Origin of the sequence: Leptospira interrogans, assembly GCF_900156205.1 — a bacterium.
Taxonomy (GTDB): domain Bacteria; phylum Spirochaetota; class Leptospiria; order Leptospirales; family Leptospiraceae; genus Leptospira; species Leptospira interrogans.
On the sequence record NZ_FTNA01000044.1, the window covers coordinates 1 to 26,445 of the forward strand.

At 34.2% G+C, this 26,445-nt stretch carries 21 protein-coding genes; 11 read left to right on the forward strand and 10 right to left on the reverse strand.

The genetic code is table 11. The features are described from left to right. Positions 1–257: 257 nt before the first annotated feature. Genes flgG through BW942_RS19985 form a run of 5 tightly spaced genes read left to right on the forward strand, consistent with a single transcriptional unit; the run spans position 258 to position 4,526 of the window. Positions 258–1,052, forward strand: a complete 795-nt coding sequence (flgG, locus tag BW942_RS19965) for a flagellar basal-body rod protein FlgG (protein WP_001257272.1) — start codon at positions 258–260, stop codon at positions 1,050–1,052. An 18-nt stretch (positions 1,053–1,070) separates the two neighbouring features. Beyond that, a complete protein-coding gene (flgA, locus tag BW942_RS19970; protein ID WP_001020205.1) occupies positions 1,071–1,961 on the forward strand; it encodes a flagellar basal body P-ring formation chaperone FlgA in 891 nt (296 codons plus the stop codon). After that, on the forward strand, positions 1,958–2,959 hold the full coding sequence (locus tag BW942_RS19975; RefSeq protein WP_000666973.1) for a flagellar basal body L-ring protein FlgH: 1,002 nt from the start codon (positions 1,958–1,960) through the stop codon (positions 2,957–2,959). Before flgA ends, BW942_RS19975 begins: the two co-directional genes overlap by 4 nt. Then, positions 2,956–4,056 carry a flagellar basal body P-ring protein FlgI gene (locus BW942_RS19980; protein WP_000838056.1) on the forward strand — a complete coding sequence of 367 codons (1,101 nt, stop codon included), beginning with the start codon at positions 2,956–2,958 and terminating at the stop codon, positions 4,054–4,056. The genes BW942_RS19975 and BW942_RS19980 overlap by 4 nt, the downstream gene beginning before the upstream one ends. Further along, the gene (locus tag BW942_RS19985) at positions 4,053–4,526 is read left to right on the forward strand and encodes a rod-binding protein (protein WP_000972415.1); all 474 of its coding nucleotides are present in this window, start codon (positions 4,053–4,055) and stop codon (positions 4,524–4,526) included. Before BW942_RS19980 ends, BW942_RS19985 begins: the two co-directional genes overlap by 4 nt. A 595-nt stretch (positions 4,527–5,121) precedes the next feature. Here the strand turns inward: BW942_RS19985 and BW942_RS19990 are convergent. From BW942_RS19990 to BW942_RS20005, 4 genes are read right to left on the reverse strand one after another with little or no spacing between them, the layout of a single operon-like run. Next, positions 5,122–7,371 carry a YhjD/YihY/BrkB family envelope integrity protein gene (locus BW942_RS19990; protein WP_000965203.1) on the reverse strand — a complete coding sequence of 750 codons (2,250 nt, stop codon included), beginning with the start codon at positions 7,369–7,371 and terminating at the stop codon, positions 5,122–5,124. Positions 7,372–7,374: 3 nt separating this feature from the next. Beyond that, positions 7,375–8,262 (reverse strand): class I SAM-dependent methyltransferase, encoded by an 888-nt coding sequence (locus BW942_RS19995; protein ID WP_000347681.1) that lies wholly within the window; start codon positions 8,260–8,262, stop codon positions 7,375–7,377. Beyond that, complete coding sequence (locus BW942_RS20000; protein WP_001069834.1) at positions 8,238–8,876, reverse strand: class I SAM-dependent methyltransferase; 639 nt, start codon at positions 8,874–8,876, stop codon at positions 8,238–8,240. Before BW942_RS20000 ends, BW942_RS19995 begins: the two co-directional genes overlap by 25 nt. Then, positions 8,863–10,095: an ATP-grasp domain-containing protein gene (locus BW942_RS20005; protein ID WP_000656232.1), complete on the reverse strand. Its 1,233-nt coding sequence runs from the start codon at positions 10,093–10,095 to the stop codon at positions 8,863–8,865. The genes BW942_RS20000 and BW942_RS20005 overlap by 14 nt, the downstream gene beginning before the upstream one ends. A 204-nt stretch (positions 10,096–10,299) precedes the next feature. Between BW942_RS20005 and BW942_RS20010 the strand changes: the two genes are divergently transcribed. Beyond that, entirely contained in the window at positions 10,300–10,518 is a 219-nt protein-coding gene (locus BW942_RS20010; RefSeq protein ID WP_000579988.1) for a hypothetical protein, read from the forward strand. 678 nt (positions 10,519–11,196) lie between these two features. Here BW942_RS20010 and BW942_RS20015 read toward each other — a convergent pair. The 3 genes from BW942_RS20015 to groES form a co-directional block, all read right to left on the reverse strand. Continuing rightward, positions 11,197–11,868 (reverse strand): SIMPL domain-containing protein, encoded by a 672-nt coding sequence (locus tag BW942_RS20015; protein ID WP_000620907.1) that lies wholly within the window; start codon positions 11,866–11,868, stop codon positions 11,197–11,199. A gap of 103 nt (positions 11,869–11,971) precedes the next feature. Beyond that, entirely contained in the window at positions 11,972–13,612 is a 1,641-nt protein-coding gene (gene groL / locus BW942_RS20020; RefSeq protein WP_017861722.1) for a chaperonin GroEL, read from the reverse strand. A 14-nt stretch (positions 13,613–13,626) separates the two neighbouring features. After that, positions 13,627–13,917, reverse strand: a complete 291-nt coding sequence (gene groES / locus BW942_RS20025) for a co-chaperone GroES (RefSeq protein ID WP_000146552.1) — start codon at positions 13,915–13,917, stop codon at positions 13,627–13,629. Between the two features lie 3,042 nt (positions 13,918–16,959). Between groES and BW942_RS20050 the strand changes: the two genes are divergently transcribed. From BW942_RS20050 to BW942_RS20065, 4 genes are all read left to right on the forward strand, one after another. Beyond that, positions 16,960–18,510 (forward strand): deoxyribodipyrimidine photo-lyase, encoded by a 1,551-nt coding sequence (locus BW942_RS20050; protein WP_000486574.1) that lies wholly within the window; start codon positions 16,960–16,962, stop codon positions 18,508–18,510. Positions 18,511–18,799: 289 nt separating this feature from the next. After that, positions 18,800–19,144 (forward strand): Mpo1-like protein, encoded by a 345-nt coding sequence (locus BW942_RS20055; protein WP_000206200.1) that lies wholly within the window; start codon positions 18,800–18,802, stop codon positions 19,142–19,144. 379 nt (positions 19,145–19,523) lie between these two features. After that, entirely contained in the window at positions 19,524–19,706 is a 183-nt protein-coding gene (locus tag BW942_RS20060; protein ID WP_001198057.1) for a hypothetical protein, read from the forward strand. Between the two features lie 235 nt (positions 19,707–19,941). Further along, entirely contained in the window at positions 19,942–20,424 is a 483-nt protein-coding gene (locus BW942_RS20065) for a hypothetical protein (RefSeq protein ID WP_001260470.1), read from the forward strand. Between the two features lie 190 nt (positions 20,425–20,614). On the opposite strand, the gene BW942_RS20070 is transcribed toward BW942_RS20065, so the two are convergent. Continuing rightward, positions 20,615–21,898 carry an adenylate/guanylate cyclase domain-containing protein gene (locus BW942_RS20070; protein WP_002146178.1) on the reverse strand — a complete coding sequence of 428 codons (1,284 nt, stop codon included), beginning with the start codon at positions 21,896–21,898 and terminating at the stop codon, positions 20,615–20,617. Positions 21,899–21,916: 18 nt separating this feature from the next. On the opposite strand from BW942_RS20070, the gene BW942_RS20075 reads away from it, so the two are divergent. Beyond that, positions 21,917–22,753 carry an oxidoreductase gene (locus BW942_RS20075; protein WP_000680173.1) on the forward strand — a complete coding sequence of 279 codons (837 nt, stop codon included), beginning with the start codon at positions 21,917–21,919 and terminating at the stop codon, positions 22,751–22,753. Positions 22,754–23,308: 555 nt separating this feature from the next. On the opposite strand, the gene BW942_RS20085 is transcribed toward BW942_RS20075, so the two are convergent. After that, complete coding sequence (locus BW942_RS20085) at positions 23,309–25,549, reverse strand: TonB-dependent receptor (protein WP_000416054.1); 2,241 nt, start codon at positions 25,547–25,549, stop codon at positions 23,309–23,311. 586 nt (positions 25,550–26,135) lie between these two features. Next, a partial coding sequence (locus BW942_RS20090; RefSeq protein ID WP_139325937.1) for an integrase core domain-containing protein occupies positions 26,136–26,445 on the reverse strand: 310 nt, incomplete at its 5' end.

A 26,445-nucleotide genomic window follows, 5' to 3' on the forward strand; every position in this document is an offset into this window, starting at 1 on the left:
ATTCTAAAAATGTGGGAACTACCACAAACATCGATTTTACGGATCCATTCTAAAAATGTGGGAACTACCACTTTTAAAAAATTCTTTTTCAACCGAATTTACGTTAAGCTAGAATTCATTTACCCTTATATTTTATACCGAAATAACTCTTACTTTTTGAGAATTCTGTCTCTTTTTCTTTAAAAACCAAAGGTTTGCTCTTCACCAATTTCAAAAATTGACCGAACTTAAAAAGGGAAAAGGGTTACCTAAAAATGATGCGCTCACTTTGGACGGCTGCTACTGGGATGATCGCCCAGCAGTTTCATATCGATACAATTTCAAACAATCTAGCAAACGTAAATACGACCGGATTCAAAAAGAATCGAGCCGATTTTGAAGATTTAGTTTATCAACATCAGGTTTTGGCCGGAACTCCAGCCACTTCCGTAAGTGAGATTCCAACGGGAGTGAACGTAGGTCATGGTGTAAGAGCGGCCGCTTCTCAAAAACTTTTTGAAATTGGTTCTTTTCAAGCAACTGGTAACAAATTGGATATGGCGATAACTGGGGAAATGGGATTTTTTAAAATCCAGATGCCAGATGGAAGTTTCGCTTTTACGAGAGACGGATCTTTTAAGATAGATTCGAATCAGCAAGTTGTGACGTCTAACGGATATCTTTTAGAACCACCTCTGATTCTTCCTGAAGGTGCGATCCTAAACACACTTATGATTTCGGAACAGGGAGAAGTCACTGTAAAAGTAGGAGCCGATATTCGTCCGATCGTAATCGGACAGGTGGAATTGTATCGTTTTGTAAACCCGGCCGGGTTACAAGCGATTGGAAAAAACTTATTTCAAGAAACCGTAGCCTCCGGTCCTGAAATTCCAGGAACTCCTGGAATGGAAGGATTTGGAAACGTTCTACAGGGGTTTTTGGAAATGAGTAACGTAAAGATCGTAGAAGAAATGGTGGCTATGATCGTAGCGCAAAGAGCCTACGAGTCCAATTCCAAAGCGATTCAAACCTCGGATAACATGTTATCCACGGCGATTTCTCTTAAGAGATAAGAATTTTATAAATTTCTAATGAATATCTTTCCAATTTTCCTTTTACTAATAGTTATCTTTTCTCCTCTTTGGGGAAAGACATCAACTATTTATCTAAAAGGAAAGGCGGTTATAGAAGGAGAAGTAGTCCGTCTTTCTTCTGTTGCACGTGTCCCGGAAGGTTTAGAAGATAGAATTCTTCTAAACAATCTAAAACGTCCGGTGTTTGTAGATTCCAAAGACGTCTTAAAAATTTACGAGGATTTGGATCCGAGTGTTACTGGAAAAAGAACTCTTGTACTTCCTCTAAATCATTCTCTGGAGCAGAATGAAATCACAGACTCTCTTTCGGAAGAAATCAAAAAAAAACACCCAAATGAAGAATTTCGTCTAACGTTTTTATCCGGAGATACAAAGGTTCCTTTAGAAGGTGTAACTCTTAAATGGGCCAATCTTCCTTCCCGTCTGCATCCAGGGCAGCTCATGGCTTCTTTAGAAATTTTTTTTCAAAATCAGAAAATACATACTTTGAGAATTCGTTTTCAAGTGGAGCAGATGGTAACTGTTTTAAAGGCAAAACGTTCTTTAAATCAAGGAATCAAAATCACGAATGAAGATTTTCAAGAAGAGGAAATATTTACTTCGGAGGAAATTTTAGATTCTCCTGGAAACGAACTTTTGGGTTCCACTCTTTTGAAAAATATGAATGAAGGTGAAATCTTTCGTAAAAAACACGTTCGTAAAATCCAAGACGTTCAAAGAGGAGGAGAAATTCTGATGATCTATCATAAAGGAAGTCTAGTCCTCAAAACAAAAGTAAAGGCACTTAGTTCCGGAAATATTGGAGAAGAGGTTCAGGTTACAACTCATTCCAGAGAAAATCAAATGAAAGCGAAGGTAGTGGATAAAAATACGGTGGTCACGGAATGAAATTTGATTTTATCTATAAAAGAAACTTTGATCTGACTTTTGGAATTTTAGACACGGGTTTATTTGGTAACTTTTTTATTAATTTAAAACTTATAGAACAACTGATTAGTAAAAAATACATTATGTTCTTTTTATCAAATTTAAAAAGGTTATGCCAAAAACAGATTTTTTTTTTAGAAGATCGTTTAACAAACTTGATTTCTAAATTTCAAAAAAGATCTTTAATTTACAGTGGTGTGAGTAAAAAAAAATATTTAGAAAAATTGAATATTCTAAATGTAAAAATTTATAATGAGTATTTTATACTATCCCTACAGACTCTGATAAAAGTTTTAAGGTTGAGGGTGGCTTCTCTTATCTGTTTCTTTTTTTTAGGAAGCAACTTTTCTTTAAATGCCCAAGAATCTTCACTTTGGACGGATAAAAACCCGTATTCTGTACGCCAGAGTATGAAAGTGGGCTCTACTCTTTACGTTAAAATTAGAAATGGACTTCAAGCAGAATTTGAACTGGAGTCCAATGCAGATGAAACCTTGACTTTAAAAGCAATGCCTGATAAAAAAATCATTCCGGATATGCCTTCGTATAACAACGATCGTACGATTACTCGTAAAAATAAAGGAAAGATTAAATCTATCGGAAAGATAAAGGGAAATCTGACGGTTTTAGTAACTGCGATAGATCCAAACACGGGACTTTTAAACGTTCAAGGACAAAAAGTGAGTGTGATCAATGGAGAAGAAAATAGCCTTCTTTTGTCCGGAACCGTTTCTCCCGAATTTGTGGAAAAGGATTTATCTATCGATTCTGATAAAATCGCAAATCTTCAGTTAAATTTTAACGGTAAAATCAAACCCCAACAAGTAAGTCCGCCGATTTCTATCAAAACGATTACCAATCCAGATGGTTCTGTTACCACCAAGGCGGAACTTTCTGAAGAAGAAAAACAAAGACTGATTCTGAACCAACTGAACCGACTTTTGGGAGAATCACAATGAAATCTAAATATTCTATTTTTTGCATGTTTTTATTGAGGGGATTTATTTTTTTAGGAACTGTTTTCTCTTTAAACTCTGCTGAGCTTAGGTTGAAGGATATTGCAAGAATCGAAGGAGTTCGTGAAAATCAAATTACCGGCTACGGTATTGTGGTAGGTTTACCTGGAACGGGTGATAGTAAAACTCCTTTTACGTCTGAAAGTATGAAAAATTATTTAAAGAACTTGGGAGTAGAAGCCAATCTCAAACCGGATCAGACTAGAAACATTGCTTCTGTTTTAATTACGGCTACGATACCAACTTATTCCAGGAAAGGAGATAAATTAAACGTTGTAGTTTCTTCCATTGGAGATGCTAAGTCTTTGGAAGGTGGAGTTCTTTTACAGTCTCCTTTGAAAACTGCCGGAGATAAAACTTATGCGGTTGCTTCTGGAGTAATTTCGTTCGGAGGAAGACAAGAGCAAGAGCGTGGAAGTAGTTCTAGAGGAAATAAAAAAACGGTAGGAGTAGTTCACGGAGGGGCGATCGTCGAACAGGAGTTAGATCAGAATTTTTATGCCTCTGAAAGAGTTCAGATACAACTTGAAAATCAAGACTTTACTACTTTAAACGCGATCGTTTCTAAAATCCGTTCTATTCTTCCGGGAAAACACGGAATCGGACCCGAGTCTGTAGTTCCTATTTCTCCTTCCGAAATTAATATCGTTCTCGGAAAAAGTTTTGAAAATAAATCGGATGCGTTTTTAACTTTGTTAAGCGACATCGAAAATCTGACCGTGGAAACACAAACAAAACCTAAAGTAGTTATTAACGAAAGAACCGGAGTGATTGTGATGGGGGGTAATATTACGATCGAAGAAGTTGCGGTTTCTCGTTCTGGTTTGAATCTTTCCGTAACGGATAAAAATAGAAGACGTAATTGGCTCGGAAAAGAGCAAGAACCTACTAAAAGTTCTTTTTTAATCGAGGAATCTACAAGCGTAGGAGACGTAGTGGAAGCCTTAAACAAAGTAGGCGCTTCTACAAAAGACATTATCGCTATTTTAGAAGCTCTAAAAAAATCGGGAGCGTTACACGCGGAATTGGAGATACAATGATGATTGATTCTATAAAAGATTATTCAAATAAACTAAATCTAATCGAAAAGCCGGAAGTAAAAAGCCTTTTAAACTTAGAAAAACAACATAAGAACAAGTCTGCTTTTCCGGAGGTTTTACGGGAAGAATTTAACGAAAAACTTACTGGAAAAGTGAGTTCTTCCGAAATCAAACTTCCACATAACATTCAGGAAGAGATTGCGGCAGATCCGTATCGCAAAAAACTATATTCAGTTTCTGTTGAATTCGAATCCATATTCGTAAAAATGATGTTAACCGAGATGAAAAAAACGGTGAACAAATCCGGTTTGATCGACGGAGGATATGCGGAAGAAATTTTTGAAGATATGCTCTATGACGAATATTCTAAAAACCTATCTTCTAATTCTTCTTTGGGGCTTGCGGAACAGATTTATCAGTATTTATCTTTTAACTTTTCTCCTCATCAAAAAATTGATCAAAAGGTTTAAAAATCGATTTTAGTTTCGAAAACATTTTGATTTTTGGATGTCAAAATTTTCTGTAAAAAACTGAAATGTAGGAGCTCTTACATTTTTATTTGCAAATGAATTTAAAAGATCAACTTTGGTCTCGTTATTTTTTAATTGTGGGAACTACCACAAGTATGATTTTACAAGAATAATCTCAATTTTGTGAGAACTCATACAAATGAACGTGAGTTTGACGTAATAAAATCAGGGCGAATCCCGCCAATGATTTGTAAAAGAAAGATTAAATGAAACAAGCGGGATCGGGCTCTCAGCTCTGGTCAAGTTATTATAGATTATAATTATACATTCAATTTTTTTAATTTTAATAACTTGACCTCGCATCGATCCCTTTCGCATTAATTCACGTTGCAAATCAAGATTTTACGGATAAATTAAAAATATGGGAATATCGTTGCAAAAAAAATTTAATTTGTCTACACGTTATAATTTATATAACAATACTACCATGCTACATCAAGAATGAAAAAACTTTAAATAAAAATCGGTAAAACAAAGTTTTTAACATTTTCTTATGTCTGAAAATTTTTGAGCCTTAAAAAACAGCTTATCCTTGTTAGCTGATTAGATCGCTAAATTTAATTGCGTCCAGATCGTTTTGTAGTTTTTCCTCCGTTTTTTCGATTTTAGAAATGATGTTTGTCGGAAATAGTTTCAAATTTTGATCTCCTGTCAAAAGAGGTTCTGGAACTTTCCGATAGACGTCTGCGATACTTAAATCAACAGGAGAAGCGATCGGAACAAATTCATTTTTTTTAGTTTCAGATAATAATTCTAACTCACAGAGTTTTTTGGTAAGTCCCGGAATTTCCTCTTCCTTTAAGCCAGAGACGGAAGAAAGTTCAACATGAGAAGAGGGGACTTTTTTTTCTTTTTGGATTTTATAAGCTGATTTTAAAGTCAAAATCAATTTTCTAAACTCGTTACTAGGCGAAGTATTCATTTCCTCCAAAGAGTGTAAAGGAGCGATGTATCTTTCTCTAAATTGAAGACAAGCGGTGATTTCTGCTCCGAACAAAACAATTAAAGAAAGTGAATATACTCCTAAAAGAAAAATTGGAATAGCGGCTAACGCCTTATAAATGATCATCGTAGTTTCAGTAAAAGATAAAATATAGACTTGAAATCCCCAGAGAAAAACTAAAAAGATGACTCCTGTAACTGCAGCTCCCACGGAAGACGCTTTTAAAGGAACTTTCGTGTTCGGAATCAAAGAATAAAGACTTAGAAAGAAAAGCCAAATTCCAGAAAGAGGAAACAAAATTCTTAAAAAGGAATAAATTGTAAATACGCTGTCTCCTCCTGTGATTAGTGTCGTTGCAAATTTCTGGTCTTTGGATTCAGTAACGCTAATAGTGCGATATTCGCCTATGTTGAGTATTTTAATTTGTCCGTTTTCTTTTCTTTCTAAAAGAAGATTGGCCCATAATTTACCGTTCATAGGAGTATAAAACGGATTCCAATGTTCCCCTAGATCCGTTGAAATCAGTATATTTCCTAAACTATCCATTAGAAATAATTCTGTAATATCAGTTCCAGTAAAAGACCAGATTCGTATAAAGTTGTATCGTTTATGACTCAGTTGTATCCAGGTATTTCCTTCGTCAGTAGAACGATACAACGCTCCTCTTTCTCCAGCTAAAAAGATTTCCCCGTTTATAGTCTTATGTATATCATGAAACGCTAAATGAGTCAGTCGATTCGGATAAAAATTAAAACCCCCATCGTTGCTCGTCCAAACAGTTCCGGATTCGTCGACTATATAACCGTTTAATTCGTCCGGAAAATAAATTTTGGAAGCATTCATTTTTAGCCTATCTTTAAAGATTGGTTTAAAGGAAATTCCTTCGGGAATATAATGAAGAACTTCTCCATTTTTGAATATAATAAAAATATTATTTGAATTAATTACCTCTATATCTTTTAGCTCGACACCTTCGAATGAAGCTAATCTCCAGATGGGGGATTCCAAAGGTTTAATTAAAAGTAATCCTTTTGCGGAAAGGGCATAGATAACTCCTTCTCGGATTTTAATTCGAACGAAATTGGAAGCTTCTATGTCCGGTTTTTTACAGAAGTCAAGCCTTCCGCCTAACGCATCCAAACATTTCATGTTTTCAAAATCGATTTCTTCTTCCCGGATCGAATATTCCTTTTTAAGATTTGAATCCATTCGAAATAAAGTTCCGTTTTCTCCACTTACCCAAATCTTTCCGGATGGATCTTTTTCCATGGAAAAATAATGAGAAGGTCTAAAGAAATCGATGGTTCTTTTTGCGATTCCTTCTACGATTACAAAAAGAAGTGGGCCGATGGCTAATACAAAAAAGTAAAATATTAATTTTTGAAATAGGGATCTATTAGAGTGGATTTTCCAAATTCCGTTAAATGCGTTTTCAAGAGAACGTAAAACCGCGGTTGCCGAAAATACTAAGGTTATAAATCCGATCGCTCCGATTTGGGACGCTGTGTCGATTAGATCCCCAATCGTTTCCAGATATGGATTGATATCTATGCTGATGTTACTTTGTAAAATGAATGTATTTATAGTATCAAAAATTTCCTCTTTTCTATTTTCTAAACCAGAAGTGATCGTAATCAAAGATAACGCAACCGTAAGCATAGGAATTAAAGATACGATTGTGGTATAGGAAATTCCGGAAGCTTGCATTAGACAGTCATCTTTGATAAAACGATATGCGGAACCCAAAATAATCCGGATGAATATTACAAAGGTTCTTAAAAAAACTTTTTCGGGAATTTTATCTGAATCGGTTAACCAACCTGGTTTAAAAAAATATAACATTGTTTAATCCGCCTTGAATCCGTACAGAACCATAGACGAAGTCAAGGGCCTGTTTTGTTTTTTGAGTTTGCTTTTCCAGTGATAAACGCTAATTCGAATCCATTTCCAATATTCATTCCAAGATTTGAAACTTCCTCTGGACTTAAGTAACTTTGCGAAGATCGAAAAATCTACTCCGAGATAAGTGATAGAATCTCTAAAACCGAAACGATCAAGAATTTTTTTCAGATTCGATTCCGAATAATAATAAAAATGTCCTGGAAGGTAGTAGTGATAGTCTGCACCGGCATTGATCGCTTGCCAACCTTCAAAATTTGCAGTTTGTATCAGCAACAATCCTCCGGGTTTGAGAATTTTGCCTAACTTTTCAAAAACTTTTTCCGGATAAGAAAGATGTTCTATCACTTCTACTAAAGTAATTACGTCAAAAAAATTTTCAGGAAGATCTATGTCTAAAAATTCTCCCGTATATATTTTCAATCCTCTGGACCTTGCGACTTCCGCGGAATAATGAGAGATTTCTACTCCTGTTACTTGAAAACCGGCTTCTTTTGCGCAGTTTAAAAAACCTCCAAAAGAACAACCTACGTCTAAAAATTCTCCATTTGATTTGAATTTTTGAATGTTGGAAATCCTGGCTTTCCAAACATATCGATCAAATTTTTCGGTTTGTCTTTCGTCACGGTACGAAAAGTTAGCTTTTCCGGAATAGTATTCTTCGGTGTATAGTTTAGAAGGTTCGGGTTTTGGGTATTGGGTCTGTAAACCACAATTTAAACATAAGTAAATTGGAATATTATAATTTTCAAATGTTGAATTATAGAGAAATTTCCAGTCTTTCTTTTGACAACAAGGACAGGTTTCGTTTATAGTTTTGCCAGAAAAATCCAATGACAGATCCTCTCTTCCAGTTTTCCCAGAGGGGTCCTTTCTGTATAACCGAAGTCTATATGGGAGAAACCTTTCAAATCTTCTTTCAATTCTTCTAATGTATAAAAACGAGTATAGGCGCCTTTAAGATCCGCGGTACCGACTACTGTTTCCTGGACTTGAAGATGGGTGTCTCCTACCGCTCTGACCGAACCAGCGAGATAACCTCCTTTTTTGAGGATTCTCATTTTTTCTTTGAGAATATCTCTAGCCGATCGGACGGAATTATAGTGTAGAACCCCCCAGCTTACGATCACGTCGAAAAAATTTTCTTTAAAGGGAAAAGGGGGAGCGCCGCCTAACGATGTTTTAACGAAAGGAAACATTTCTTGAACCGTTTTGATGGAATTTTCGGTGTAATCTGTGGCGTAAACTTGATAACCGAATTCGTTTAACAAAACACAATGTCTACCGGAACCCGTTCCAAAATCTAAGGCCTTTTTTTCCTCTTGTTTATTGGAATCGATTTTGGAAAGCATTCTGACCAGATTTTCATCGGGATAACTGAGTCTGGATTTGGTTCTGGTGTAATGAAAATTCCAGGCGGAGCGAGAAGAAAATTCAGACGGATTCAAATTTACCTTCCAATCTTTGCAAAACGGACTCCTTCCATTGAGCCAAGGTTTGATGATTTTCTTGTGGACTTAGGATTCCTATACTTCTAGTACGAACTCCGTTTCCTTCGTTTGTTTTTAAAACATCTCCCGGTTGTTTTAATTTACTATCGAAGATCAATTTTTCCTTTCCGTTTGTGTGGAATTCGGAATGTTCTACGAGTTTAGATTTTCCTTCGGGAGGAGCTGAGAAAAAAATTCCAGCGTATCGATTAGAAATTTTAAAATAATTCGGGAAAGGTTTAATTTTTTCTCCTACAAGAAGTTTTACTAAATTCTCAAAATAAGAAGAACCAAAATAATTCGGAATCAAATTATCCGCTAAAAATTCTCCTCCTACTTCCGGAACGGCTTCAATCAGATAAATTTCTCCTTGTGGGTTGATTCTGAATTCTGCAACAAAAGGACAATTATTCATTTTAGTGGCTGCGATTAAAGCCCTACAATTGAGTAAAATTTCTCCAATTAATTCTGAATGTAAAAATGGAAGAGTATGAGCAATTTCTAAATAAGGTGCATAATGAGTTACATCCTTGTGGGAAATGGATGCAGGAAAAAATTCTCCGTTTTGAATGAGTCCACAAACAGTAATTTCAAAACCAGGGATAAATTCTTCGGAGATCCATTCTTCTGGAACCACGTTATGCGCTTTTGTTTTCTTTTTGGGCGATTTTTGGCTCTTTTTTTTGGATTGAAGAAAGTTTTCCCATTCTTCTAAGTCGTGAAAGGTTCGAATTCCTTCCTTACCGTTTCCACGGGAAGGTTTATATACAAAAGGAAATAGATGTTTAGAGTTTGTATCGTAATTTTGAGGTGTTAAAATCCCAACTCTGCTTGCAACTTCTTTGAGTTTATTTTTATTAGAACAAATTTCTACACATTCAAGACTCGCATAACGTAATTTTAATTTGTTCGCGATGTAAGAAGCAGTGTAAGTTGCCTTTCCGAAAGAACGAGTGCCTATTCCGAGTATATTACCTTGAAGAGGAATTTCGGAAACAGTTTTTAGAATTTTACGATATTCGGTAACGGATTCCATGATTCTTAGCGAGGAGATATTGAGTCCGGGTGCACGATCGTTTTGATCCACCGCAATCACTAAGTAACCCAGTTTATTCGCTGCCGAAATTAAAGGAACTTGATTGGGTCCTGCGCCGATCGAAAGGAAGTAATCTTTCATCTTCCGTAGATTTTTGTTGATATGCAAGAAAGTCAAAAGATTTTTAAGGTTTAAAAAGTTCTTCCTTTTAAGCTGTCTACTTTGCAGAGTTTATTGATAAAAGTAAAAAACGCTCGATTCTAAAATAGGTCAGAAACCTGTATCGGCGAATGAAAGAGTAATCGTGTTCTAATCAAATTTTGGACAAACTATCCGGGAGTGGAGTTGATTGGAAACTTAAAATATCCTTGGACATTGAAACAAGTTGCCGTAATGCCAGACACGTCCATTACGATAAAGGAGTGTTCTGTGATTGTGATAAGTTCGGAGCGGCTGATGGCTTCTAAAACGAATCTAACTTTAAACGATTTATTTGGATTTCTTAAAAGAAATAAAGCAGAGGTTGAAAGTAAATTCCAGTGGAGGCTTTTTCGACACGGATAAAATAATGGCTTTTGTAAAAAACTTATGGAAAGATTCCAAAAATATAACTACTAAGTCTAAAATGGATCGTTAAGATTTCTATTTAATTTTACGTTATTGAAAAGAATCGTATTGAAATTAAATTTCTATAATTCTTTCGAAGACGATTTTAAATTCTACTCAGATCTATATAATAAAATACCTATTCCTTTGCAATGAAACAGCGCTTTACAATAAAAATTACTATACTCAATTTTGTAGAGATCAGTAATACATCTATTTTTTTAGGGAGAAATTTTAAGAAAATATAATAGTTACTATTTTTTTATTTTTGAACTTTTACGGCGATTTATACGTTAAGCGAATTTTCTTTACAACCGAAATTCTTTTCGAAGAAAAAGATTTCTGTTTTTAATCGGTTCAATTTATTTTGATCTATAGAAAGTTATATTTATCAAGAAGCTTGGAGGCTAAACGGAAAGAACATTAAAATAATATAAATTACTGCGAAAGGGATCGATGCGAGGTCAAGTTATTGAAATTAAAAAAAATTGAATGTATACTTGTAACCTATAATAACTTGACCAGAGCTGAGAGCCCGATCCCGCTTGTTTCATTTAATCTTTCTTTTACAAACCATTGGCGGGATTCGCCCTAATTTTATTACGTCGAACCAAGTTATTAAGGTATTAAAACATTTTACTGAACTTCAAATTCAATACTAACTCTTGCCTGTAGAGTTCTCTCACCAATTGAAATAGGAGGTTGATCTGCTCTTCCTTTCATAAAATAAACTACTTGGGGTTGTAATATAGAATCAGATTCTACTATTTTGATTGTGGTTACGTTTGTTTTTCCGATTGATTTTGCCAGAACCAGAGCCTTGTTTTTTGCGTCTTCGAAAGCGTCTACTAAGGCTTCTTTTTCTTGTTTTTTAGTGGAATCTGCTTTAAATTCAATTCCACTTACTGTGTTGACTCCTAAACTTTGAATCTCTAATAGTAAATCTTTATAGAGTTTGAGATCTCTGAGTTTCAGTAGAATTCCAGAAGACGCAAGATAAGGTCTTTGTTTTCCTTCTTGTAAATATTGTCTTTGGAGAGTGTAATCGGTACTGTAAATATCTTTATTCGAAATTTTGAATCTTTTAGAAAGAGCCTGGATAACGTTAGACACTCTTTCCAAGTTTTTTTCTTGAGCGACCTTAGGGTCTGGGTTTTCTACTTCGACGGAAAAATTGATTTGAACGTAATCGGTTTCTACAATTGCAGAGCCATTTCCGATAACGGTGATCGTTTGTTGTTTGTTTTCGGAGTAAATTCCAGAGGTAGTAAGTAAAATCAATAGAAATAGAAAAATTGGACGAATCATAGTTTGTGAATGATTTTTTAGGATCCATTTATTGCCTACAAAAAAAGGCGGTAGAGGAAAACCTCCGCCGCCTTTTGCGATTGGAAAAGAAAGTTCGGATGAATTACATCATTCCGCCCATTCCTCCCATACCGCCTCCGCCCATTCCCGCCATCGGGTTTGGAGCGTCTTTATCTGGTTTGTCTGTGATTGTAACTTCTGTGGTTAAAATCATAGAACCGATAGAAGCCGCATTTTGAAGTGCAGAACGAACTACTTTTGCAGGATCTACAACTCCGGCTTGGATCATATCTTCCCAAACCATAGTGAGTGCGTTAAATCCTTCGTTTCCTTTTTTAGCCTTTGCGTGTTCCACAATTACGGAACCTTCTAAACCAGCGTTTGAAGTAATCATACGAATCGGTTCTTCTAAAGCTCTAAAAATGATTTTTGCTCCAGTCGCCTCGTCTCCATCCAGTTTGAGAGAGCCTACCGCTTCTTGTGCTTTGAGAAGAGTGAGTCCACCACCTGGAACGATTCCTTCTTCTACAGCCGCACGGGTTGCAGAAAGAGCGTCTTCTACTCGAGCTTTTTTCTCTTTCATTTCTACTTCGGTAGCTGCACCTACGTGGATTACGGCAACACCACCTGCAAGTTTAGCGAGTCTTTCTTGTAGTTTTTCTCTATCATATTCGGAAGTTGTGTCTTCGATTTGTTTTTTGATTTGACCGATTCTTCCTTGGATCTCTTTTGTTTGACCTTTGCCTTCGATGATCGTAGTGTTTTCTTTATCAACGGTCACTTTATTTGCGCGGCCCAACATTTGAAGAGTTGTGTTTTCTAGTTTCATTCCTAAATCTTCAGAAATCACTTGGCCACCTGTTAGAATCGCAATGTCTTCAAGCATTGATTTTCTTCTATCTCCAAAACCTGGAGCTTTAACCGCAACACAAGAAATGGTTTTTCTGAGAGTATTGACAACGATAGTTGCGAGTGCTTCTCCTTCCACTTCTTCGGAGATGATCACGAGAGGTTTTCCTGCTTGAGCTACTTTTTCTAAGATATGGATCAGATCTTTCATAGAAGAGATCTTTTTGTCGTAGATCAATATGAAAGGATCATTTAGAGTCGCTACCATGGATTCTGCGTCAGTTACCATGTAAGGAGAAATATAACCTCTATCGAATTGCATTCCTTCTACAACGTCTAAAGTTGTTTCGATGGATTTTGCTTCTTCTACGGTGATCACTCCGTCTTTTCCAACTTTGTCCATTGCGTCTGCGATCAGATTTCCAATCGTATTATCGTTGTTAGCTGAAATACTAGCAACGTTTGCAATGTCTTTTTTGTTTTCTATTTTAACCGCTCTTTTTTGGATACTTTCCACTGCTGCGGTAACCGCTTTGTCGATTCCTTTTTTGAGAGACATAGGGTTTGCACCTGCGGTTACGTTTTTTAGACCTTCGTTGATGATGGATTGAGCGAGAATGGTTGCCGTTGTGGTTCCGTCTCCAGCGACGTCGTTCGTCTTAGTGGAAACTTCTTTTACCATTTGAGCTCCCATGTTTTCTAACGGATCTTCTAGTTTGATTTCTTTTGCAACGGTAACACCATCTTTAGTGATGGTAGGTGCTCCGAATTTTTTATCGATTACTACGTTACGACCCTTAGGTCCGAGAGTAACTTTGACTGCGTTTGCGAGTTTGTTCACTCCTTCGAGGAGCTTACGTCTTGCCGTTTCGTTATATTCAATATCTTTCGCCATGATTTAACTCCTGATTATTTTTTAACTACGGCCAGAATATCGCTTTCACGGATGATTAGATATTCTTTGCCTTCTGATTTGATTTCAGTTCCGGAATACTTTCCGTAGAGGACTGTATCGCCTACTTTTACTTCGAGAGGGATGAGTTTCCCGTCTTCATATTTGCCGCTACCGATCTCGACAACTTTCCCTTCTTGTGGTTTTTCTTTTGCCGTATCAGGAACGAAAATGCTACCGATCTTTTCCTCGGCTTCCTGTCTTGGTTCTACGAGGACTCTGTCGCCCAGAGGTTTAATCGATGCCATAGACTGACTCCTTAAAATTTATAAGATTAGCACTATATTCGTGAGAGTGCTTATATAGTTTTTCATTAAAAAAAATAGCTAAGAAAGCGTCAAGCACTTTCGCCATGAGAGTGCTAAATGAAATAAGGGCTGTTGGGAGTAGTTTAATAAAACGTGGGTTTGGCGTTGATTTATTTTTTTTGAAAAAGCTAAAAACCTAAACCTTGCAAATCTATTTTTAAAATGTGGGAACTACTGCAAATCATGCTTTTACAAACAAATTCTAAAATTGTAGGAATTCATACTTTTAGAGAATTCTTTCTGATTTTCTTATGCCGGACTCATGTTAATAAAAGTTTCGTTTTTTAAAGAATACGATTGTTATTGAGAGACTCTATTAACAAGAGTTTCTCAATATTTGATGCAGAAACGTGGCTTTACAATAAAAATTTGCAGTACTTAATTTATAGGGATAGTAACACCAACGAATCTGGGGCTTTAAAAGTAATTTTAAAAATGTGGGAACTACTTTTTTAGAAGGTTTTTGTGTTCTGGTTTCACAAGTTCTACCTAACTTCCAAAAATGGGCGGGGTTCCGACCCAAAGTAAATTAAAAACAAGCTTCATTTTGAATCAGATTTTGAGGAAAGTAAGATTACGATAAAAATGTGGAGCTGTTCACTTTTAGCTTTTGGATGCATTCTTTCTAATTTTCTTATATTAAGTTTACATTTACTAATGGAGTTGCTCTTAAGTAATGAATGTTTGCAGTTAACGTAAGTCGACGTAAAAAAAATTAGGAAAATTTTTTTAAAAAAGAAATTCTTACACTCATTTATGGAAATAATTGACTCTAGTTTCTAAAGATTAAAAACAGTGGAGTTCCTACCTTTCAAAGTTCTACCGTAAAATATAGAATTGTGAGAATTCCTACAGGTTAAGTCGTATTGCAAGTTTTTAAATATTCATTTTTTATAATTAGAGTTAGGGAGAGTTCTCATATTTTCAAAACTAACTGTAAAATATATACTCTTGGCAGAAATTCCCATAAAAACCGTCATGTTTGCGAACTTTTAAACTAATAATTTAATTTTCGTAGTAGTTCCTACATTCATTTTTTACGGAAAAATCAGACGTTTATAAAAGAATCTCTTACATTAAACTTACGTTAGTTGCTACCAAATTTTATTTAGTTAGAATATTTTTTTGAAAGATACGTTTGAAGCAGAAATATGGGAACTACTACGAAAATTTAACAAGATTAGAGCTGCTCAAAAGTTTACAAATTGCCAAATGTGACTTAATTTGTAAGAACTACTGCATTTTATTAAAAATTTCTAAAGAATTATCGTGTAAAAATTTTTTGAGGTTTTTGGACAAGCTTTTAGTTCCAATGTTTTTTAGAAGATACCTTTGAAGCAGAAATATGGGAACTCACATTTTAAAATAATTTCTTTTTAATTTTCTTATATTCAATTTACGTTTTTTAAAGAGGTGTGTTTGAGTAATAAATGTTCGTAGTTACGACCAGTCTATAAGGAACGTAATTTGTGGGAACTCATACATTTTAAGAATCTTTTCATTCAAATAAAAACGTTTTTAGAGTTTTTTCTCTCGATAGCAGATCAAAAAATTGAATACAAACGAAATTGATGATTACCCTGATTTTTAGAACTGTGAAATCTCTTTAAGCAGAAGTTTTAAAAAGACCTTCGACGTTAAACCCTAATATGGAGGGGAGTTTGATTTCTCACTACAATTTGAAGTGTGATAGACGGGGCCAGAGAATTTTCCGAACAGATTAAAATGGGATACACGAAATACTAAACAATCTTTTGGAGCAAATTTCATTTCATAAATTCCAAAGAATGGATGGAATGAAAAAATCTCAGAATAAAATAAGTACTGAATAGAAGGAGTCAGTGTTTTTCGTTGAGATAGTTCCGAAGAAAAGGATGGGCCAAGGGTCTCAAATTTAGTTGTTGAACAATCATACGAGGTAAATTCAAGACAATGATTTTCTGATAAAGAGAGACGTAGGTCTACTAAGAGTGCGGTTGCGCTGAAGTAAAAATACAATTGTGGTAGTAGGACAGAGAAAAATATGGAAACGAACAATACAATAATGAAACGCATTGTACTAAAATTTCTTACTATTACCTGTTATCAAGTAATAAGCAAAAAGATATTAGCGGAGATGAATTTAAGTTATGTGTAATGTTTATTGTGTTACAATACCGATAACAGGATCGTCTGTAACTGTTCAATTTTAGAAAATGGTGTTTTGAAGTTTTTTAGTGAAACTTTTACAATTTTTAATCAGTTGTTTCTACAAAAATTTTTCAGTAAAATCTACTTTCAGTTGGTTTTCAAGTTTCTCAGAGGTAAGTAGGTAATTTTCAATTACTCATAACTATATAGTAAAGTACCTAATATTTTGCATAGGATCAGTGTTTTGTGATAAAATTAACGGTACTCAATTTTATAGAGATCAGTAAGACAAACTTTAAAAGGTGAAATTTTATCAAAACCTTAAAAAAGCAAAAAACTTTTACATTTTTAGATTGCAAGAAAGATAAAAGGATAAGCTACGACTATTGAAAAGATAGAAATTCATTTTTTAATATATCCTATTTTTAAAATATACTTTTTTTTAAAATAATTCAAATCAGTTAGTTCTATTTTTTCAAAGATCTGAAATAAAAGAAAATTTATATTAGAGTTGTTGAAAAATTCTATAGTGGAGTTTAACAAAACTACTTCAATCGACAGTTTCCATACAACGGAAATCGATGGCGAATTAATTTTTCAACAACTCTATTTTATAATTCTTTATACATCTTACACTACAATTAAATTACAAAAAAGAAACGTAAACTTTAGAAAATCTTATAGGCAAATTTTTATGTAGAAGTATCGTAAAATAGAGATTAAATATAGCTTAAAGATATAAAAATTAATATAAAAGAAGCGAAGTTGTAGGAATTACTGCACTTTATTAAATATTTGGCGTTTAAATTTGTTTTGGAATGCTCTCTATAAAATCTGTTTAAAAAGGAAAACATGTTTCAAAAAGAAAATCTAGTTCGTGTGCGAGAAATTAAACAAAATCCAATTTTAGAAGAAAAACCTTATATTCTTTATTGGATGTCTATGGCCAGAAGACTTGTTTGGAATCATTCTTTAGATTATTCAATTCATCTTTCCCAAAAATATAAAAAAGAACTGCTGATCTATGAACCTCTCAAAATGAATTATCCTTGGAGTTCTCTTAGGTTGCACAAGTTTATTTTAGAAGGAATGTCATATAACATAAAAGAGGCGAAGAGATTAGGCCTTACATATCGGGCATTTGTAGAAACTCCTGGAAATCGGATCGAAGAAGCGTTTGAAAAAATTAGTTCCGAGGCTGCGTTGGTGATCACCGATGATTATCCCGCATATATCATTCCAGAGTTATTGGAACAAGTTTCTAAAAAAATTAAATGTAAATTTCTTGCAGTAGATTCTAATTCGATCATTCCACTTACTTTTTATGGTGAGTTTGTTTCGGCGGCAAGAATTCTTCGACCTAGAGTCCACAAATTATTTCCAGAAGTTTGGAAGTTTCGATCTTTCCATAAACCAAATAAACCGTTTCGAGAAAAAGGAGATTCCTGGCTCGAAAAAAATCCAAATTCTCCTTTAAAAAAAAATATTTGGTTTGAAGGTGACGTAGACCAAATTTCAGAAATATGCAAGAAATGTAATTTTAATTTTCAGAATATTCCCCCCGTCCCCGGAAAAAAAGGAGGTAGAGAAGAGGGGATAAAACTTCTACAGAAATTTTTAAAACGTGGATTGTCCGGTTATGCAGAACTTAGAAGTAATCCTAAACCACCGGAAGAATCTTATTCTTCTTTTTTATCTCCTTATATTCATTTTGGGCATATTTCTCAAGAGGAAATTGTAAGCGAAGTTTTAAATTGGAACTTGGATGGATCTTGGACTCCTGGGGTTATCATTCCCGAAAATAAAAATAGAAAAGAAGGTTACTTTCATCCGGATCCGAACGTAAATTCTTTTTTAGATGAACTCATAACGTGGAGAGACGTGGGTTTTTTGATGTTTTGGAAAAAACCTTCTTTTAGAAAGGATCTTTCTATTCTTCCGGATTGGATTCAAAAAAATTTAGATTTTCATAAAAACGATGTTCGTCCTTATATTTATACAAAAGAACAATTGGAAAATTCAAAGACGCATGACGTTATTTGGAACGCCGCGCAAAAGGAATTGGTTTTATCCGGTTGTATGCAAAATTATTTAAGAATGCTCTGGGGAAAAAAGGTTATAGAATGGTCTCCGGATTATCAAACTGCTTTTGAAATTTTAGAAGAATTTAATAATAAATATGCATACGATGGAAGAGACCCAAATTCGTATAACGGAATTTTATGGTGTTTTGGTTTGTTTGATCGTCCTTGGTTTCCGGAGAGAAACGTTTTTGGAAATATCCGAACTATGTCCTCCGATTCGACAAAGAAAAAATTCAAACTTCAAACGTATTTGGACTATGTTCAATCTTTGGAAGAAAGAAATGATAAACTTGATTCTCAATTACTTTTTCCTACATAAAATATTTTAAATTAGGTTACTCGGACGTATTAAAAAGAATGTATGATTTAGAAGTATTTAATTTTAAGCTTGGTTTGAAATGAAAAAAATTTTCATTATTTGTGAATTATAACTTTAAAAGAAATCGTTTTTAAACGTTATTTTTTCGAGGTGAAATTTTTGACTATAATTCTACTGGTTTTAAGCGATTGTTTAAAAGATAAGATAAGATTTGACTCTGACCATTTATTCAAATGCTTGATTTTTAAAACCGGACTCATTACAATCGAAAAAAAGAGGATGAACGATTATGACAACCGAAACTGCTCCTAAAACATATACAACTTTTAAAGAATTTTGGCCCTTTTATTTAGGTGAACATTCTCATCCAGTTAATCGCATGCTTCATTTTATAGGAACTTCATTTGCGCTTGGATGGATTCTGACCGCGATTATCAATCTCAATCCGTTCTATATTTTTGCGGCCTTGTTTTCCGGTTACTTTTTTGCTTGGATTGGTCATTTTTTTGTAGAGAAAAACCGTCCGGCTACTTTTACCTATCCGCTGAAATCCTTTATGGGAGATTGGGTAATGTATTTTTATATTCTTACTGGGCAAATTGGAAAGGAACTGGAAAAAATTAGAAAAAAATAATATTATAAAATATAGAGTATGAGTTCTCGCCATTTTGCTGAAAAAATTCTGATTTTGTGCGAGTTCCTACGTGTTAGGTCGAAAAAAAGTTTTCGTTTTTATTAGTGGTACTACCATTCCTTTTTTTACGACCAATTTCTGTAGCAGAATTTGGTCTATTGGAATCTTAAATCAAAAAGATAGTACAGTAACTCTAATTCTTACTACTCGGACGCATGAAAATAGTACCAAGTTATTAACGGCCTAATTTACGAAAAACCAGTGGTATTTAAAAAATGCCGCAAATTCGGGATTTACGGCGTTTTAAAGTAAGACCAAAATATTCAAATTTTTGAAACAATCTAACACAAGTATTCTATTCATACGTCCGAGTAGTAAGTTGCAAGTTCCTGTTTCACAACATCATTTTCGATCTTGGATTGCAGGAACAAAATATCATTCTGAAAACCTAAATCTTCCTTCGATTGATTTCCGAAATTGGTTTCGAGTCAAATCAGAATCAATCGGGTATTCGAATCGATCGAAGTTTGATGGTTTATCTAATCGAAGCACATTGAAATAATCATTCCGAAACATGACAAGGTGATTGCGAAGTTAGTATCGAAGAAAGACAATGAAATCAAAAACTTGATCAGATATTTAAAAGAAAAAATTAAAATAGAAAGTGGCATTGTTGAAAAATTAGGAATGAATCGGAATTTTGAAAAATAGATGATTCTGTTCGATACTCGCGATTTTGTTTGGTTTATGGACAGTAATGTTAAAATAACTAAAAACAAGAAAAAGGAGATTACTCCTTGAGAACTCGTAAAAATTTCACTTCAATTTGGGATGAACTAGACTACTTGTATTGCAAAATATTGAAATGGTTTTACAGTTCTACACCTAACTATACAAAGTCGAAATTATTTGCAGATCGTCTTGGCAAGTTGCTCAATAAGATAAAGCCGGGACCGATGGCGATCCGAATTGAAGAGTATAGAAGTCTTGTATATGAAGTAAAAGGTGATTTAACTGGTGCAATTCGTCATAGACGTCGTGAAATCAAACTTTTAAAAAGATTACTTTCACTTTCAGAATATCCCAAACTTTCATCTGAGTTGGTAGGAGATTATTCTGATTTAGTAGATCGACTTATACTCCTATCGATTCTTTATCAAAATATAGGCTTCTCTCAAAAAGCAATCAATTGTTTAAAAGAAGCAAAAGAGCTGTCCAAAAGACATCGTTTTCATTTTCCAGCGGGAAAACTTTTAGATACTTACAACCAGCAAAAGTGAATCTAAGATTTAAGAAACCCAAGTTTTCTAAGAAAATTTCATGCTAATCCTTTCGATCGTTTAATTGTATCTACTTCAAGGATATTCGATACTGAATTAATTACAGCCGATCAAGAAATCATTAGATGTAGTAAATTAGGCTATCTTAAGGGTAGTTAATTTGAGTAAATGACGGGGTCGTTCGAGAAATTCATCTCCATACAACTTCATAAAGTTGTAATGGTTCTTGTTTGCCTTTCACTTTTACTCTAGGCATTCGATTGAGAGTGTATTTACCGCCTAACAACTCCATTGTTTCTTTAGAAATCAAAAACGATTTTTTCAAAACCTTACAAATAGATTCGATTCTAGAAGCCGTATTGACTGCATCACCGATCACTGAATATTCTCTATGAAGATCGTTGCCTATATTTCCTGCAAAAACTTCTCCCGTATGAATACCAATACCGATTGAGATAGAAGTTTTTCCTTCCGATTTTCTCAGTAGATTCCATTCTGAGAGTCTCTTTTGCATGATGACCCCACAACCTACCGCATTTCTTGCATCCACTTCGGCGGAAGGGGAAGGATGAGGAGTTCCGAACGTAGCCATTACTGCGTCTCCAATATATTTATCTAATGTGCCGTTATGTTCAAAAACACATTCCATCATAATTTTACGAAATTCTGATAGAAAGTTACTTAGTTCTTCAGGATTCATATTTTCGGACATTGCAGTAAAGTTACGAATATCTAAAAAAAGAATACTTACAATTTGGCGATTTCCATTTTGAAGTGCCCCAGGATTTTCCACCATTTCGTTTACGATCTTGGGAGAAAAATATCTAGAGAGTTCCTTTTTTTGACCTTCTGCAATTCCAATTCTTCTTACCATAGAAATAGTTCGAAAGATTCCCATAGAAATCATCATGGCAAAACAAAAGTACATACCCGGTTTACCTGCGACAATGTCCTCAATCAAAATACCTGGCCCGCTGATATAATGACCCCAATCCTTGGTATAAGTAAGTTGATTGGTAGAAACCGCGATCCAAAGAATTGAAAAATAAATTGCATAAAAAAGAAAGAGTCCAATAAAAACGAAACGAATCTTAAATTGTAAAAGAGAATAAATAATTGGAAAAAGAAAGAAAAGATTGATCGTATGTTTAAGAGCAAATCCTAAATTTACGTTCTTTATCGTAAAAGTATAAAAAAGTAAAACCCCTAAAATCAGGAGATATTCTGCAAATAAGGTAAAGTAATTGAAAACGTTTACGATGGAAATTGGACAAACTCGAATAACGATTGTATGCGAAAGAGTTAAAAAAAGATAAATTGAAAATGCGATGAAATTGAATTTACCATTTCCATTTTCTACGTTGACCGCTATTTGAACTAAAAAGAAAAGTGCAATCAGGTAACGAAAATAATTGGTGATTATAATTCCGCTTCTTTCTTCTTTTTGAAGTACATCTAAAACGGAATCTGGCATGGATTTTCTGTCTAGAGTATGAAACATTTTTTGGATCGATTGGAAAGGATTCACAAAGTTCAAGATAGAAATTTACGGATTCGAAATCAATTCTTTCCGGAAAGAAGGGTCGATTTTGAAAAAAATTCTTTCATAAAAAAAGAAGAGAAACATTCTTTTCTCAATCTTTTTAGGAGAAATCGATACATGTCTCAAAAAATCGCTTTGGTTGCGGGTGCAACTGGATTGATCGGAAAATGTCTTTTAGAAGAATTATCCCAATCCTCTTACTATCAAAAAGTTTACGCTCTTGTTCGAAGACCTGGAAATATAACTGGAATCGAAGAAATCGTTTCCGATTATGAATCGTTAGTTGCTGCTTCTCTTCCTAAAGAAATTACAGATGTTTTTTGCTGTTTGGGAACTACGATTTCTAAAGCGGGAAGCCAGGAGAATTTTAGAAAAGTAGATCACGAATACGTTTTAAAACTCGCAAAATTTACAAAAGAAAAAGGAGCTAGATCCTTTCTCGTAGTCAGTGCCTTAGGCGCCGATCCAAAATCTTTTGTATTTTACAATCGAGTCAAAGGGGAAATGGAAAAAGATCTGGAAAAGATCGGTTTTTCTTTTTTAGGAATTTTTAGACCTTCGTTACTCGAAGGAGAAAGGGAAGAGGTCCGTCCGGGCGAGGTCGTTGGTCATCTTGTTGCAAAGATTGTAAATCCATTTCTTTGGGGAGGAATTCGAAAATATAGATCGATTCATGGAAGAACGGTTGCAAAGGCGATGATTCAAATCGCAGAAAAAGAACCCAAAGGAATTAGAATTTTGGAATCGGATCGAATCGCCGACTTTGGTCAGCTTTATAAAACCTAAAAGTAACAATCTTAAAATAAAATTTTTTCGTAAAATCGTTGTTCTACGATTACCAATAAAATTTTTTTATAGAGATTTTATTACATAAACTTACGTTTTTAAAATGTAGAAGTTTGGAAAATTTAGGTTTTAGAGTTAAATTCTAAAAATAAAGGAATATCTATTTATAAAATTTGTTTTGAAGTATTAAAATATGTATAAATTAGAATATTCGTATTTTATACTTATTATTTATAACTACATAATAAAATACCTATTTAATAATAGTTTTCAATTTAATCATGTAAATTTAGAAAAAGAAAATCTGGGCGAATAAAAAGCTCAGGTGCAACGACTCTTAAATGCCGATCCTTAGAGAGCGTTTTACTGAGTTTCAAACGTTTTCATTGAGTTTTTTTGCTTCAATTCTTCCGGAATTTTTTAAACTCAATATTGTTCTATAAGGATCGTAGTATAATAATCGCTTTCGCATTAGATTTTATCGAACTCACTTAAAATTGCACTTTATGATAAATATTTAGGTGTTTAATTTTTAGAGTGGATATAAGATTTTGTTCAAAATTTAGCGCTTGCAGTAAATAGAAATTGTCTGGGTGGGCCTGGAGTTGGATTTGGTGTGGAAGATATAAAATATTTCTTATTGGATATGTTGTTACAATTGATCTGAAAACGAAAGTGTTTATATTGATAATATAGAGATGCGTCGTATAATCCATAGGGCGGAATCGAAAACGAATTTGCGTTATCACCAGCGATTGAATCTATATAACGTCCACCTAAACCAAATCCAAGACCGGAAGCAAAAGTATAAGTAGTCCAAAGATTGGCGGTATTTCTTGGAACATTGATTGGTCGATTTCCTTTGTAATCGATTTCATTTCCTTTTGAATTTACAAAACGAAAAGATTCCCATTCTGCAATCGTATGTGCGTATCCTGATTTTAAACTCCATCTTTGGGTTAAACGTAGATCTATATCAAATTCGTAACCGTTGGTTCTAAGTTCTCCCGCTTGGTTGTACAAAGCGGGTTTAGAATTAATCCTAACTGCAACGTCATATTTTTTTGCGGCAAAAAGTGCACTCGTCAATTGAATCTTTCCTTTGGCAAATTCGAGTCTTTGGCCTAACTCTATTTGTTCTCCCATTTCTGGTTTAAGCTGATTGCCTTTTATATTGATAAACGTAACAGGAATAAACGCAGTAGAATAACCAACGTAAGCGGTATAATAGTGAAGAGGCTGATAAACTAGTCCTAGTCTATAAGTAAACACTTTAGCATCAAATCGATGAATGGTTCTGTCCTCTGGTTTAGAAACGTATCTATCGTTCCAATCGGATAGTTTTTCTGTCACGTTTTCTCTCACCCAACTGTCATATCTTCCTCCTAAAACGAACTTTATAATTTTTGAAAGTTCCATTAGGTCTTGAAAATATAAAGAGTGCATTTGTTGATATAAGATTTTTCTATCTTTAAAATTTACCGGCAAGGATTGAGTTAAATCTATTTGGGGATATAGAACGTTTATATTTGTACTACCTATTGGAAAATATCTTTGTCTATGTCTACTTACCATCCAGTGATATTCATAACCAGATAGAAGTTTGTGTTTAAACCCGGTTTGAAAAATACATTGTAATTCAACCGTACCCTGTAAGGGAGATCTTTTCGTTTCAAAATGAAAGTGATCTCGTTCGATCGTATTTTCGTCTCTGGAAGAAATCGTTAGATCTTCTGCTGAAAAATAATAATAAGTCTGAGGTAAGTAAGAAATAAAGGATTTCATCGAAAGCTTATTAGAAAATTTACTATCTAGTTGAATTTTAAAATTACCGCTTTCGTTTTTAAGATAGTCTTCTTTAGTATTGTAGTTATTATTTAAATATACCCCGGGCGCGATCAAGTCTATATTAGGTTTTTTTGATTTTGGAAGACCTGCGTCTGGTTTTATAAAGTCGAAATTTTTTCCGGAAAGAATGGATAGAGTATGTTTTACGGAAATATCCCATTCAAAAGAAGTGGATATGTTATTTAAGTTGTAAGAGTTTTTTCTGAAACCTTGATACTCAGAAGTGGCCGCGTCTATTCTGTATCTTAAAGATTCGGTTCCGATTGGCCCGGTGGCACCTACGTAAGCTCTTTTAGAGCCAAAATTTCCTTTTGTAAATGAAAATTCATACCCAGCTTTTTTTTGAGGTTTTTTAGTGATGATATGGATTACACCCGCCATAGCTCCTTGTCCATATAAAACTGAATTGGGTCCTTTCAGAATTTCAATTCTTTCAACGTTAGTTAGGTTGCTCATAGGAGAGCTGTTTTGAATGAGAAAGGTATCGTCTCTTGCGCCATCTTTGAGTAAAAGGGTATTACGAGAATCTAATCCTCGAATTGTAAGAGTGTTAAATCCTCCGTAGTTTTGAATTACAAATATACCAGGAACGTACGATATAGCTGAAAGCCATTGATCTGCGGCGCGTGCTTTTAGCTCTTTATAGTCTATGATCTTTACGGTGGCTGGAATATCTTTTAGGCGTACGTTTTGTTTCATTCCAGTAAGTCCTTTGCCCGTATAACCTTTTACGAATATACCTTCAGACTGCTTTTCATCTTTATTTAATTCTTCTGTTTTTAAATCTTTAGTTTCGGAAGATTCTTTTTTGAATTGTTTTGAATGTTCCTGAGAAAACACTCGAACTGGGAAAAAAAAAGTTTCTAAAGATAAAAAACTTAAAAAGAAGTAAAAGATAATATTATTTTTTAATAAACTAAAAACAATAAATGGTTTGGTTTTTTCCATAGTAGGATAACCTCTAAAAAAAGAACGTTAACCGGAAGATGGCCCAATATAAACCGCAACCACTCAAAGTTGATATATTCAACAAAATGTTCTAATGAAGTGATTCAAAAGAAATGAATAGAAAGCGAAAACACACCATATCCACGAGAGTGTTTTTAAAGAGGAGTATCCGACTTAGAGAATTCTAATATGATTTAAAGAATTCAAACATTACGGTTGCGGGCCAGCACTGGATTTGCACCAGTATTCCTCCGAATACAGTAAGCATACTCGTAAAACGTAGTGATATATGCAAGTTTTTTTATGTATTTAAATTTGATTTTCAATTGAGAAATAGTTCGGGTTACTAAAGTATAATAGAGTTGTTGAAAAATAAATTCTCCATCCGTTTCTGTTGCATTGAAATGGGCAATTGAAGTAATTTTGTTGATCCCCATTATGGAATTTTTCAACAACTCTATTGTAATAACAATCGATAACATTTGAAAATAAAAAATGCTCGTAAGATACTTAAAAAATTAGAAGTGGGATCTTGATTTTGTGTAAAGTTTGGTACTGAAGTAGTCACATAAAAGTGGACAGCCATTTAAGCAATATTTGTCTCAAATTCTTCAGGGCTGATATAACCTAATGTAGAATGAAACCTGAATCTATTGTAATACACTTCGATAAAATCGAATAGAAGATGTTCCGCTTCTTCAATGTTATAGAATGTATTGTATTCGATTTCTCTTTTTAGAGAACTAAAGAAAGACTCTGCCACCGCATTGTCCCAACAATTTCCTTTTCTGCTGTTGCTTCGTCTGATACCGTTGGCAATTAGTAGTCTGCGTGTTTCTTTAGAACAGAAATTAGAACCCCGATCCGAATGAAAGATCAATCCTTTCCGAGGGTTT

Excerpts from the sequence above, each read along its gene's own strand:
- groL (WP_017861722.1), bottom strand. The coding sequence starts at position 13,612 with ATGGCGAAAGATATTGAATATAACGAAACGGCAAGACGTAAGCTCCTC.
- groES (WP_000146552.1), bottom strand. The coding sequence starts at position 13,917 with ATGGCATCGATTAAACCTCTGGGCGACAGAGTCCTCGTAGAACCAAGA.
- BW942_RS20055 (WP_000206200.1), top strand. The coding sequence starts at position 18,800 with ATGACAACCGAAACTGCTCCTAAAACATATACAACTTTTAAAGAATTT.
- BW942_RS20075 (WP_000680173.1), top strand. The coding sequence starts at position 21,917 with ATGAAACATTTTTTGGATCGATTGGAAAGGATTCACAAAGTTCAAGAT.
- BW942_RS20005 (WP_000656232.1), bottom strand. The coding sequence starts at position 10,095 with ATGAAAGATTACTTCCTTTCGATCGGCGCAGGACCCAATCAAGTTCCT.
- flgG (WP_001257272.1), top strand. The coding sequence starts at position 258 with ATGCGCTCACTTTGGACGGCTGCTACTGGGATGATCGCCCAGCAGTTT.
- BW942_RS20050 (WP_000486574.1), top strand. The coding sequence starts at position 16,960 with ATGTTTCAAAAAGAAAATCTAGTTCGTGTGCGAGAAATTAAACAAAAT.
- BW942_RS19980 (WP_000838056.1), top strand. The coding sequence starts at position 2,956 with ATGAAATCTAAATATTCTATTTTTTGCATGTTTTTATTGAGGGGATTT.
- BW942_RS20015 (WP_000620907.1), bottom strand. The coding sequence starts at position 11,868 with ATGATTCGTCCAATTTTTCTATTTCTATTGATTTTACTTACTACCTCT.
- BW942_RS20070 (WP_002146178.1), bottom strand. The coding sequence starts at position 21,898 with ATGCCAGATTCCGTTTTAGATGTACTTCAAAAAGAAGAAAGAAGCGGA.
- BW942_RS20085 (WP_000416054.1), bottom strand. The coding sequence starts at position 25,549 with ATGGAAAAAACCAAACCATTTATTGTTTTTAGTTTATTAAAAAATAAT.
- flgA (WP_001020205.1), top strand. The coding sequence starts at position 1,071 with ATGAATATCTTTCCAATTTTCCTTTTACTAATAGTTATCTTTTCTCCT.
- BW942_RS19975 (WP_000666973.1), top strand. The coding sequence starts at position 1,958 with ATGAAATTTGATTTTATCTATAAAAGAAACTTTGATCTGACTTTTGGA.
- BW942_RS19990 (WP_000965203.1), bottom strand. The coding sequence starts at position 7,371 with ATGTTATATTTTTTTAAACCAGGTTGGTTAACCGATTCAGATAAAATT.
- BW942_RS19985 (WP_000972415.1), top strand. The coding sequence starts at position 4,053 with ATGATGATTGATTCTATAAAAGATTATTCAAATAAACTAAATCTAATC.